The organism is Paenibacillus sp. J22R67 (assembly GCF_059692175.1).
On record NZ_JCAUAX010000011.1, the window covers coordinates 39,161 to 52,030 of the forward strand.

A 12,870-nucleotide genomic window follows, 5' to 3' on the forward strand; every position below is an offset into this window, starting at 1 on the left:
CTTGAAGTAACAAACAAAGTCTTGAAGTGCAACGTTCACTTAACTGGGTGAACGTTTTTTCTTGTGAAAATTCCTTAATATGAGATGCAAAGAACCCCAGTACCCTCGTTTCCAAGGAGGTACGGGGGGTGTCTTCTTCAGAGAAGGCTTTTAGTATTCGTGTCATACTTTGAATGCCGACTCTGCCGTTTTTTGAATTCGTGGATTGCAATAATGATAAAAGAAATCAGACCGAACCCTCCGCAGGCCTGCATAAAGTGGGAAAAGGGTTCTGGTTGAATTGTATGAAAGAAAATAGAAAACAAGCCTGCGTTTACTGCTACCCCAAGGAATGTAAAGGTCATAAACAATCCGGATGCGCGGCCTGCCTGTTCTGGACGGTGTGAAGTGAGCAGAAACGAATGAGCTACTACGCCAAAAACCTGACCGAACAAGAGCATCAAAGAGCTAGCGGCAACGGAGAAAGACAAGGATGGGAACCAACTCATAGTAAACAAAGAGATAGCAATCAGCAGGCTGGAGGCGCCAAGAAGTTGAAAGTCCAGAAATTTCTTGCGCAGCCGTCCGATGAGGATTGTTCCCGCGAAGGCACTGATTCCATTCACAAGGTAGAAAAGGCTGAGCCCTGTCTGATCCATATGGTATATACTCCTGGCTACTACTACCGGGAAGAGGTTAATGACACCAGCACCTAGATTGAGGAAGAATACAGAAACAAGCAGAACCCACTTTACCTTTACAGTACTTAAGTAAGTAGGAGAGCTCTCGGGTTCTTTCCGTGCTTCTTCCGTAAATGACGGAACTTGAAGTCGCATCCAGAAGGCCAATATACCAAATGATAGGACAAAACTAAAGATATCAATCATAACGATGATTCGAAACGAGAGCATAATTAACAGCAATGAACCGAATATTGTTCCAAGAATATGGGTTGCCCAAGTTATATTAGTAAGCAGGGCCATTGCGGCTGCCACTTGTTCAGTCTTTAACCGTCTGCGAAACATACTCGATTGAGTCGCTGTGAATAATGGGTTCAATAAGCTTAAACCAACGATAATGCCTAAGGCAATAATCACTTGGGTTTTATCGCCCATGTTTGCCCATATCATTAATGGAACTAATAGCAGTGAGCAAATAATATCCAAGTAAATCAGAAGGGGGACGCTTTTGAATCGGTCCGACAAGGGTGCAAGCCATTTGCCTCCGACCATAATAGGCACATATACGCACAAGATGGTCCAGCCCAACAATGATCCGGCCCCACCTTGCTTGTCGAAGATATCGTATATAGCGCCTGCGCGGAACATCCAGTTTCCCAGCTGACTTAACCCATATGCTAAATAGAGAGGCCAAAAAGATCTGAGCACCTCTATTGTGCTGGAGGATGGTTCCGAAGCGTTGGTTGTGGTCATCAGGATACGAGCTCGCGTTCAATTTCCAAAAGTAAATGATCCATGGCTTCCGAAGAGCCGAACTTTTCTTTGGCCGTGATGAGCTTTTCCAGTGCTTCTACCATCTGACCTTGCTTACGATGAAGCATACTCAAATTCATGTAAATATCAGGGTCTTGTTGGAGCTCCAGAGAGCATTCTAGATCTATCCTACATTCCTCGTATCTCTCTTCGTTGAAATGCAAAATGGCTCTGTTATTATAAGCTTCACTTAACTTAGGATTTAAAAGAATGGCATAGTCTAAATCTTGTGCCGCCTCTTGCAGTTGATCGAGCTCCTGAAAAACAAGTGCACGGTTATTATAGGCTTGTGCTTCCTTAGGCTGGTGGTAAATGGTGTTATTGAGCATTTCCAGAGATTCAGCAAAACGTCTCTCGTGATAGTATATGACACCGAGACCTAGAGAGGCGATAGCCGCATCCGGTTTTAGGACGAGCGCGCGTTGATAGTCTGCCTCTGCCTCCGAGATTAGCCCTAACTTTTCATATAGATCTGCACGATTGATATGAGCCTCATAATAGGGCGGGCATAACTCGATGGCTTTGTAGTAATACTCCATGGCCTCTTCCAATTTTCCTGCTTTTTTTAGCAGGTTAGCTAGATCATTATAGTATTCTCCGTAGTTCGGATCGAGAGCAATAGCATGCTTATATGTTTCATAGGCTTTGTCAAAATCACCAACCAATTCATATACTTGTCCCGTGTTGTAAACTAAGATGGATTGGTGAAGCGCATATTTTTCATTTCCATAAATTTCTTCCATACGCTCTAATCCTTTTGTACATAGCTCAATGGCTTCTTCAAAGCGGCCTTGGCGAGCACGGATATAAGCAAGCGCATTCTCAGCAAAAACCATAATGTAATCATATTTAGGATGGTTAAGGAACAAGTTCTCAATTTTCTCCAAGTTTAAAAGAGCATAATACTCGGCTCGGGGTAGATCAACAGGAATTTGATAGCGTCCATAAGTCATGCTCTGAGAGTACAGAATCATTGGGACCGCGTGGCTCTCCGGAAATTGTTGATAAAACAACTCCAAATACGGAATTGACAAACTCGACAATCCGAGTGAGTACAAAATGAACGACATTCGGATGAACACTGAATTATGGGGTTGCTCACCATCCGGAAGAACGCGAAGATGATTAGAAGTATAGTAAGGAGAAAATATTTCAAACCAAGTATCATAAAGGCCAATTTCTTGTAATTGGATGGAGATGGGAGTCAGAGCCCCTAGTTGTTCCGCTTGAGTAAGCAAAGACATGGCATGAATCGGGTGAAGCAAATTCCCCCAAGAGCCTTCGTCACGGAGTTTCTCGATCTTCTCCCTATGTAGTCTTGCCCGTGTTTCGGGATGGAATGTCGCATAATTACGCAAGGCCACAGGATCGTCGGAAGCACAATGTCCTTCAATGAATGCTTTCAGCAGAGTATAGCGCAATTTTTCTCCTTTCAGCTGTAAACAAAAATCAAGATATGTATGAAAGGGCAAGTATGGATTCACTTCCATGCCTATCTTCATTCCTTCCAGAAGGGCATAAAGCTTCGCCGTGTTCCCGCCGGATGCTTCATAAAGGAGATCCATTTTTTTTGACGATATACTGATGCTTTGAGGCAATTGAGCCATCCAAAGTCCGAACTCATCTCGGTCCATGCGGTGAAAGGGAAGAACCACTGCGGCTTCTGCAATATCAGGGTCAAGGGGTTGTTCGCAAAGAAGTACAATCCACATTGACTTTGCAAGTTGATTTCGGCGGTGAAAGATGCGCAAGAACGTCTTGACCGTTTTGGAAAGCTCACTTGCATGATGAATGACAATTTTAAACTGACGCCCTGTTATAGAAACAGTATCTAATAAGCATTCATAAACTCCATGGAGTAGCTTTTCCTGATAATCATGATGGTAGAAGCGGGTGCGCTCGTCTGGAGACGCTAAATTGGTCAAATCCTTTTCATATATAAAATAATTGGAAGGTAGGTAGGGGAAGAGCCGCTTAAGGGTCTGCTCATGCTTATGTATATATTCGGCATGCGTTGCGTGCATTTCTTCCAAAAGGGTATGAATAAGAACTTCCAAACCGGCAAAATATCCATAGGAGGAAGATCTGCCGTCAGAGTGGATGAGAGTATCTTGTGTGAACTTTTCTTCCATCCAACCCATTAGAGTATCCTTCTTTCCTACCCCGGATTCTCCATAGATACATAGATAGGACTTGTTCTGCTCCTCTAGTGACTCCCACGCAGAGTCCAGTATGCCATATAACGAAGCACGAGTTCGTGGTAAGTTGTTGATCATCATTTATCCCTCCAAATTGAATGGAAATAGTAAATTCAATTAGTGTTAATGGAAAAAAGAGACCTAAAGTTCTGCCTTTAGGTCTCTTCTCATAGTAAGTATTAGTTCGCGATGTAAGGAGTAGTCGTGCGGATTGTAGTAGACTTCTTGGAAGTTTTTTTAATCATATTATAACACCTCTCTTCCATTTGTATTTGCAGCCAGATATAATGGAGTTCATAAGATATTTCCTTATTTATCCAATTATCTACTAAAACTACTATAACGTCATTTGAATTAATTTACAATATTTTTCTTTTATGGTTGTTAGTTAATTTTACATAACCATTACTTTGGAGGTCATAAAATGAATGTAGGTCAATCGATTCAAAAAGGAAAGTTAACATCACTATACGAAAATTTAGTATCAAACTACCATAATTCCATTATTGGAACGGTCAATGAAAGTTGTCTAAGACTAGCCGTATTTACGGGGACTTATCCTTGGCATTCCCACCCCGATTCAGATGAAATGTTCCTTGTGCTGGAGGGGGAGCTGATCATCGATCTAAGTGACGAGAAATCCATTGTTTTGTCCCCGAATGAGTATGTAACCATCCCTGCAGGCGTTTTGCATCGAACACGTTCTGAGGTACGGACTGTGAATCTCTGTTTCGAGCATACGGATGCGAATACGGTGTTTGTTGAGGAATCGAACGAGTGAGAAGACGGAGGATGGCGTTTAGCGACCTTACGGACATTGCAGATTATAAAGAAACCGCAGTTACAACAGATGGAAGACACTCAGCTTTCCTTTCCACGATGTGGAACTTGGAAGAGGATGAATTTGAACATATATTGTATATGTGCTCTTTAGATGAAAAAGAGGGAATAAACCTGATTTGGAAGGCGAACGTCGGGGTAGGGTCAAGAGGCCTTCAGTTTTCTCCGAGTGGAGAGGAACTTGCGTTACTTCAGAGAACAGATGACACGGATTACATAGCTGTCTACTCTATTGAAGATGGATCCATAAGGCAAAATCCTCAGATATTCCATAATGCTTCATCGCTTCTGTGGGATAAGGCAGGAAAAGGTTTTTATCTCGTCTGTGATGCCACACCTCCGGTAGATTCACCTCAGTACAGCGATTATTGGCATATCACTAAGATTCCTCAGCGATGGGCATGGTGGCGTAAGAAGAGAATGATTGTGTATGTGCAGGCAAGTTTATCTCAAGGTGATTTGCAGGATCTTGTCTGGCTCGCTGGCCCCGGCTATGAATTTGATCATTGCTTTCTCTCGCCTCACGAAAATACCCTTTACTTTGTAGATCAAGTGAACATTATCGGTACCTTACCACAACTGCGATTAAGGAATATTCATTTGGATACAAGAATGGAAAGGGAACCCATACCGCTACCTCATAGTTTTATGAACACTCCAGTTTCATCTTCTACTGGCCGCTATCTGGCCTATGTTGCTTCTAGATCGATGGAAACGGAATCTTCGCGACTAAGTATTCGCTCTTTTCGTCATGAAACGATGAACCCTGCAGGTTTTCAACTCAACGTATACGATACGCGGTTGTATGTGCTAGATCTGATAGATGGGGTTCTTTGTGAATACGGTTCACAGGACGAGATAAGCGCGGGAACTCCAGTAGGTATGCCTGCCGCTAAGCAAGAAGTTTATTGGATAAATGAGGAATATATTGCATTCATTGCAACAAAGGGGCATCAAACTGAATTAGCGCGAGTACAAAGAGATGAATTGTTCAAGCTGCAAACAGAAGTTCTGGGGAGCGGAACTTCCCGTTGCCATAGTATAACTTCAGACGGGAAAGTTGTTTGTGTACATTCGGAGAATGGGATGCCTTTCGTTCCTGCTCACTTTCGTATTGATCGGACGGACTTGGTGCTTTGTCCCGATTCCCTAAAAGGTTCGGGATCCTCGGAGATTGTGTGGGCTCCTGCTAAGCGGATAGCTCAGGTACCTGCTCCAGGAGCATGGCTTTATGAGCCTGATGGCATGGATGAGGCAATGCTAGAGTCAGTACCGTTAATTGTTTACTTGTATGGAGGAGCTGCTCAGCTTTGTATGGCTTACGAAGATACGCATCAGCTTCTTGCTGGTAACGGTTATGCTGTACTGGTCATTAACTCTACAGGCACAGCAGGCTATGGGAGGACGCGTTCAGATCTACATTTGGACGATTGGGGGGCGTCCGCGATTCCTGAAGTGTTGGAAACCGTAGAGTGCATACTTAAGCGGTATAAAACTCTTAATCCAAGCAGAGTTGCCGTTTACGGTGGAAGTTTTGGGGGTTTTTTGGCTATGCGGTGCTTGACTGATTCCAAGTTATTCCATACTGCATGTTCAATGGCAGGGATAAGCAATCTTGCCTCTTACTGGGGAGCCGGCGTTTATGGTTACCAGTACGGGCTTAGTTCCCTGCGTGACAACACTAGACCATGGAGTGATCCGGAACGCTTCGTCCGATCATCACCTCTCTTTCTTGCGGATAAGGTGAATTGTCCGCTGCTGCTCATGCATGGTGAGCTTGATGGGATTGTGCCTGTAGCGGAGTCTGAGCAAATGTTCACAGCGCTTACCTCAATGGGTAAAGAGGTGTCACTCCTTCTCTTCCACGGGGAGGATCATGGGATCAGAGGTCGCCCAAAAGTGAAATTGCAAGTTAGGCGGATGCTCCTGGCATGGTTTGACAAACATTTGCGAGGGGATGAACATGCTTGGAAGGCGTATACGTCTGGTGACGTGGACGAGGCCATTATGTATGCTAGAGATGCATTTATTCAAACTCAGCATTGACAATATTGATCAAGAAAGCTATTATATTCTTTGTTGATTTATGTAACTGAAAAGAGGTGTTTTGAAAATGGCTGTTCCTCAACGGAGAACGTCCAAAACACGTCGCGATAAGCGCCGTACTCACTTTAAACTGGAAGTACCAGGAATGGTGAAGTGTGAACAATGTGCAGAATTGAAAAAAGCACATCATGTTTGCAAAAACTGCGGTTCATATAAAGGTAGAGAGATCGTTAAAGCTCAATAATAATATGAATTGCATCAGAAATGACACTTCTAAATAATTAGAGTGTCATTTTTGTATTTATTCTTGTATTTATTCTTGTATTTATTTTTGTATTTTTTACTAAGCCGGATGGAGGAACTTATGCCTTCGCGATACTCATCATTTCTAATTAAGCTGCTGATTACGACTTCACTGATTAGCGCGGTACCTTTGTTATGTCTCGGTGTATACGCTTTCTTTCAATCGACTTCTACGGTTCAGGCGAAGGTTAACGAAGCGAATGTGTTTATTTTGCAGCAATCGCAAAGCCGGGTTGAGCAGATCCTGAAGGTCATTGATCAGGTTTCCGGACGGTTCGCGGAGACGCCTTTTGTCATCAATTCCGTGGGGAAACGCATGGAGATTGAAGATTTTCAAGATATCGAGCTGCTGGTCAAAGGGCTTCTTGGCGTTCAAACCTATGAATTAGGTGTGAAAGCAGCGGAGCTGCACAGTTTGCAGAACAACTGGTATATCAAAGACGGCGGCTTTTACTTTGGCACGGACACCGCGCAAGCATCGAACGCGCTTACTTACGTCTATACATCTCGGTGGCTGCCTGACCAGGATGCTTCTTTTGCAGGAATCAAACTTGTGAAAACGATTCCACCGCTGGCTGCGGAACCCAAAGGCTATTTATTCGTGCGCATGTCAAACACGGAGCTCTCCAAGCTGCTAACCGGAGGCTTTTCAACTAGGGAAACGATGGTTTTGGATGACAAAATGAAAATTATCATTCACAGTGATCCTGCGAGGATTGGCCAAAGTGTTCTTGCCGAGCCGTGGGCCAAGGAGTTGCAGCAATCAGGAAATACACAGGGATATGTCAATAGTACTTTGTCAGGGAAGCCATACAGTGTGATTTATAATCAGTCCCGCTATAATAACTGGACATATGTGTCAGTGATCCCGCTGGAGGAGGCGCGGAAGGAATCCGCTGCTATCGGATGGGCAACGCTAACGGCATGTATTGTGCTGCTGCTTTTTGCCGCGCTGCTGTCCTACTGGGCTTCCAAGCGGATGTATTTCCCGGTACGCAGTCTCATGGAATTCACGATGCGCCACAGCAAACCGCAAAATGGCGGCTCTGCCGTGAAAGACGAGCTGCAATGGATCGGCACGCAGGTAGCCTCGCTCCATCAATCCAAGGAGCAGCTAGAAGGTCAAATGAAGATTCAGGCTGGCCAACTCGTGGACTACTTCATGCTGAAGCTATTTCAAGGTGAGTTGTACCGCGGTGAGATGGAGGAGAAGGCGGAGCGGTACCAGCTGCCTGTCTGGAAGAACTATGCCGTCCTGGTCCTGCAGATCGATACGCTGGATCAAACGCGTTATCGCTCCAGTGAGCAGGATCTGCTGCTCTTTGCGATTAATAATATGGCTGCAGAGCTGATTGCGATGCCGCAGCGTATTCATGCGATGCCTATTGGCAATTATCAGGTGATTTTGGTCGGCAGTGATACGGACAACCACATGGAGCTGCTCAGCGAATGGAGTGCTCTGGCTATGTCGGTGCAAAGCGCCGTAGACGAATATTTGGGACTAAAGGTAAGTATCGGCATCAGCAGGCCCTATGACCAATTATTTGCGACCTCAGGGGCATTTCTTGAAGCCAAAGAAGCGCTGCAATACCGGATTCGTCTTGGCGAAAAAGCGATCCTGCATCTCGATGATTTGAAGCCAAAACAAGCTTCACGGCATTATTATCCGCACCACTTGGTTTCCGAGTTAATACAGGCCATTGCCTTGCTCGATAAAGACAAAGCCGAGGAACTCCTGCATCAGTTTATTCAGGACGTGCTGCGCGTAGAGACGGATTCGAACATTTACCGAATGTCTTTTGCCATGCTGCTGACGGATCTCATCCGAGTCTTGTATGACATGGGGGATACAGGGGAGCTCCTATTCCCGGATCAACGGAATGCGTATGAGCATATGTTTCGATGGAAGACACCACAGGAAATCGAAGTTTGGTTTAAGGATCAAATGATTCAACCGATGATGGAGCTTACGCTCAAGCGGCATGAGTCGTCCGGCAAAAGCATTTCCCGCTCGGTGATGGATCTCATCCATGCCCATTATGACAGTGATATGACGCTGGAGCAGTGTGCGTTGCGGTTGAACTACAGCACTCACTATATCCGCCGGATGTTCCGGAAGGAAGCGGGGATGAGCTTTAGTGAATATTTGGCAGGATATCGCCATGATATGGCCAAGAGCTGGCTGAGCAGCACGGAGATGAAGATCACAGACATTGCGGAACGCTTGCAGTATACGAACGCGCAGAATTTCATCCGCCAATTCCGCAAACTAGAAGGAATGACGCCCGGCCAGTATCGGGAGCAACGCAGGGATGCAATTGGCTGACAATTTTGATTACCAACCACCCAAGTAGGGTGGTTTTTTTGCGTACAAATGATTATCCGCAGGGCCGCTAATGATTATAAATGCTTGCTGTAGCAGCTATTAAGCCGATCATCCGCAGGTGGAGCGCTGTTGATTATTGCAGGCAATTTACGGCTTCGATACGCTAACGTTGTCAAACAAACGAGGAGGACGAGTCAAACGTGGAACTGACTTCCAGACCGGTAAAAGCGGATACGGCTGCGAGGAGCAAAGCCCGCACGAGGATCAACCGTTTGCTGAAAAACAAATGGCTGTATGCGATGGCGCTTCCTGGCATGCTCTACTTTATTATCTTTCGTTATTTCCCCATGTGGGGGCTGTTAATTTCATTTCAGGACTACCAGCCAGCTTTAGGGATGCTGCACAGCAAATGGGTAGGTTTCAAACATTTTGAGAGGTTCTTTTTTGACGCATCATTCGCGATGCTGTTCAAGAATACGATCATTCTTGCTGTGTATAATCTGGTCTTCTTCTTCCCGCTGCCCATCATTCTGGCCTTGTTATTAAATGAAGTGCGCAGGGAAGTTTTCAAACGCAGCATTCAAACCATTGTCTACATTCCTCACTTCGTATCATGGGTGGTTGTGGTTGGGATCTCCTACATCTTCTTCACGACGGAAGGGGGCATCGTCAACGACTTGTTCGTCTCTCTGGGCCTGCCCAAAATGGAGTTTCTCATCTCAAGCGAGTGGTTTCGAACCATGATTGTTTCCCAAGTGGTATGGAAGGAAACAGGCTGGGGAACGATTATTTTCCTAGCAGCGCTGGCTGGGGTGGACCCGCAGTTGTATGAAGCTGCAAGAATCGATGGTGCGAACCGTTTTCGCCAATTGTGGCATATTACGCTTCCTGCCATCCGCAGCGTCATTGTTATTTTGTTCATCCTTCGGCTGGGGTCGTTCCTCGATACCGGCTTTGAACAAATCTTCTTAATGCTGAACGCTATGAACCGCGAGGTAGGCGAAGTTTTTGATACGTACGTTTACAACGTCGGGATTCAGCAAGGTCAGTTCAGTTACAGTACGGCAGTCGGATTGTTTAAGTCGATCATTGGGCTGGTGCTGGTGGTTGGGGCCAATCGGTTGGCCAAAAAATTCGGCGAAAACGGCCTGTATTAAGAAGGGAGCGGTGTTCAATGATCAACAAAAGCATAGGCAGCCGCATATTTGACGGCTTCAATTACACATTTCTGGCGTTGTTTGCTCTAGTCACGCTGCTGCCGTTTATCTACATTATTTCGGTTTCATTTGCCGAGCCAGAAGAGGTACTCAAACGGGGATTCATTTTGTTCCCTACTTCCTTCTCGTTAGAAGGGTACCGCTATATTTTTTCAACACAAACGATCGTAAACAGCTTATTCGTGACGATCGGCATTACGGTGGTCGGTACATTTATTAATCTTTTGTTCACCTCACTGCTCGCCTATCCGCTTTCAAGGCAGGATTTTGAAGGAAGAAAGCTGTTTATGATGCTGATCGTATTCACGATGCTGTTTCACGGCGGGATTCTGCCAACGTTTCTTGTTGTTAAGGCGCTTGGCATGCTGAACAGCTACTGGTCTCTGCTGATTCCTAACGCGATTAGTGCGTTTAATCTCATCGTTGTCGTGAGCTTTTTCCGGCAGCTGCCCGAAGGGCTTGAGGAAGCCGCCAAAATCGACGGCTGCAGCGACGTGGGCCTGCTTTTCCGGATTGTTTTGCCGTTATCAGCACCAGTACTGGCTACTTTTGCTTTATTTTATGCGGTAGGCCATTGGAACACCTTTTTCAACGCGATCATGTACATTAACGATTCAAAAATGTGGCCGATTCAAGTATGGCTAAGGCAAATCGTCATTTTATCCCAAGGCGGGATTGGTGATTCGACCCAGTTTGATCAGAATTATATTGCACCTCCGTCACAAATCATTAAGATGGCCGTCATTGTCATTTCAACGGTGCCGATTTTGCTCGTTTATCCGTTCCTGCAGAAGCATTTTGCCAAAGGAGTCATGATCGGTTCTGTAAAAGGTTGAACAGGCTTCCGAAAACTATTGTGATTGGGAAGCATTCATATAAAATAAGACTATGGGGAGGCATTGCCACAATGAGAAAACATACGGGAATGAGAAAAAGCGGTTTGGCTGCAATGGGAATGATGGTTGGCGCTGCTGCGCTGCTGGCCGGTTGTGGAAACGAAGCGAGTCCAACTGCAGGAGGGAATGCGGGTACAAGCAGTGCGCCTGCAAGCAACGAGCCTTTGAAACTAAGCGTCATGACACTCATGTATGCGGAGCCGCCCAAAGCGGACAGTGACGTACAAAAGCAGATTGAAGCTTATACGAACACGAAATTGGACATCTCCTGGGTCCCCAACTCTTCTTACAAAGAGAAGGTCAATGTCACGATTGCTTCCGGTGAGCTTCCCAAGGCGCTGCTTGTGCAGAACAACAAGGATTCGAATATTTTGAGCGCTGTGCGTGCTGGCGTGTTTTGGGAAGTGGGTCCTTACCTCAAGGACTATCCGAATCTGTCTAAAATGAACCCAGCAGTGTTTGATAATATTAAAGTGGATGGTAAAATTTACGGCTTATATCGTGCGCGCGACTTGTCGACTTACGGGGTTATTTTCCGCAGCGACTGGTTGAAAAACGTAGGCTTAAGCGAACCGAAAACACTCGATGACTTATATAATGTTTTTAAAGCGTTTACACTGAACGATCCGGATAAGAACGGCAAAGCGGATACCGTGGGACTGACTGAGGAGAAAACGATGGACGGCTTTGGCGTAGTAGCTTCCATTATGGGTGCGCCGAATTCCTGGGAAGTGAAGGATGGCAAATTAAGTCCTGATTTTCTAGCGCCTGAGTATTTTGAAGCGATGAAATTTTATAAAAAACTGTACGACGAGAAGCTCATTAAACAGGACTTCCCTGTCCTGAACAATCAACAGAAGAAAGACGATATCAACCAAGGTAAGGCTGGCGCGGTTATCTCGAATATGATCGACGGAGCTGGTTATCAGGCATCGCTTTCCAAAACGTTCCCTGGATCGGATGTAGACGTCGTCTCTCGGATCAAAGGGCCTAAAGGCGAGAGATTGCCGGGCGGCGTAGGCTATAACAGTGTGTTTATGTTTCCGAAATCAAGTGTGAAAACCGAAGCGGAATTAAAGCAAATTCTAGGCTTCTATGATAAAATGTCCGATCAGAAGATGCTGGATTTGCTGGGCTGGGGCGTTGAAGGCAAGCATTACAAGATAGAAGACGGCAAGCCGGTATTTATTGATCAAAAGCTGCAGGATACCGAAGTAGGCTCCAGTTATCTACAGCTTCAAATAGCCAAGTATACGGCAAAAACGACGGGGAAAGAAACGCCGCTCATGGAGAAGTACGGCAAAATGATCAAAGAAAACGAGGCAATCGCGGTTAACAACCCGACGAACCCACTCGTTTCCGAGACGCAAACGACCAAAGGCAGCGAGCTGAAGCCGATTATTGACGATGCCCGGACGAAATATATCCTGGGTAAAATTGATGAGGCAGGCTGGAAGCAAGCCATTGAGCAGTGGAGAAAAGCTGGCGGCGATAAAGTGATTGAGGAGTTCAGTGCGCAATACGCGAAGAGCGGAAAGTAAGGTAGGAAAATAGTAGAGGCGGCCATGAAGG

The 12,870-nt window shown here is 45.5% G+C and carries 9 protein-coding genes; 7 read left to right on the plus strand and 2 right to left on the minus strand.

Annotation, left to right across the window (positions count from 1 at the left end; translation table 11 throughout):
* Positions 1 to 137: 137 nt before the first annotated feature.
* Together AC58VC_RS30450 and AC58VC_RS30455 are read right to left on the minus strand one after the other, a co-directional pair.
* Positions 138 to 1,412 (minus strand): MFS transporter, encoded by a 1,275-nt coding sequence (locus AC58VC_RS30450; protein ID WP_497374414.1) that lies wholly within the window; start codon positions 1,410 to 1,412, stop codon positions 138 to 140.
* Entirely contained in the window at positions 1,412 to 3,529 is a 2,118-nt protein-coding gene (locus AC58VC_RS30455) for a tetratricopeptide repeat protein (RefSeq protein ID WP_497374416.1), read from the minus strand. Before AC58VC_RS30455 ends, AC58VC_RS30450 begins: the two co-directional genes overlap by 1 nt.
* A gap of 565 nt (positions 3,530 to 4,094) precedes the next feature.
* On the opposite strand from AC58VC_RS30455, the gene AC58VC_RS30460 reads away from it, so the two are divergent.
* The 7 genes from AC58VC_RS30460 to AC58VC_RS30490 all read left to right on the plus strand — a co-directional run bounded on the left by AC58VC_RS30460 (position 4,095) and on the right by AC58VC_RS30490 (position 12,839).
* The gene (locus AC58VC_RS30460; protein ID WP_497374418.1) at positions 4,095 to 4,451 is read left to right on the plus strand and encodes a cupin domain-containing protein; all 357 of its coding nucleotides are present in this window, start codon (positions 4,095 to 4,097) and stop codon (positions 4,449 to 4,451) included.
* Complete coding sequence (locus AC58VC_RS30465) at positions 4,448 to 6,556, plus strand: alpha/beta hydrolase family protein (protein WP_497374424.1); 2,109 nt, start codon at positions 4,448 to 4,450, stop codon at positions 6,554 to 6,556. Before AC58VC_RS30460 ends, AC58VC_RS30465 begins: the two co-directional genes overlap by 4 nt.
* A gap of 67 nt (positions 6,557 to 6,623) precedes the next feature.
* Positions 6,624 to 6,800: a 50S ribosomal protein L32 gene (rpmF, locus tag AC58VC_RS30470; RefSeq protein WP_028553571.1), complete on the plus strand. Its 177-nt coding sequence runs from the start codon at positions 6,624 to 6,626 to the stop codon at positions 6,798 to 6,800.
* 120 nt (positions 6,801 to 6,920) lie between these two features.
* Entirely contained in the window at positions 6,921 to 9,185 is a 2,265-nt protein-coding gene (locus AC58VC_RS30475) for a helix-turn-helix domain-containing protein (RefSeq protein WP_497374427.1), read from the plus strand.
* Positions 9,186 to 9,484: 299 nt separating this feature from the next.
* On the plus strand, positions 9,485 to 10,342 hold the full coding sequence (locus tag AC58VC_RS30480; RefSeq protein ID WP_497374721.1) for an ABC transporter permease: 858 nt from the start codon (positions 9,485 to 9,487) through the stop codon (positions 10,340 to 10,342).
* Positions 10,343 to 10,359: 17 nt separating this feature from the next.
* A complete protein-coding gene (locus AC58VC_RS30485; RefSeq protein WP_161408599.1) occupies positions 10,360 to 11,238 on the plus strand; it encodes a carbohydrate ABC transporter permease in 879 nt (292 codons plus the stop codon).
* Positions 11,239 to 11,309: 71 nt separating this feature from the next.
* Positions 11,310 to 12,839 (plus strand): extracellular solute-binding protein, encoded by a 1,530-nt coding sequence (locus AC58VC_RS30490; RefSeq protein WP_497374429.1) that lies wholly within the window; start codon positions 11,310 to 11,312, stop codon positions 12,837 to 12,839.
* Positions 12,840 to 12,870: the final 31 nt, after the last annotated feature.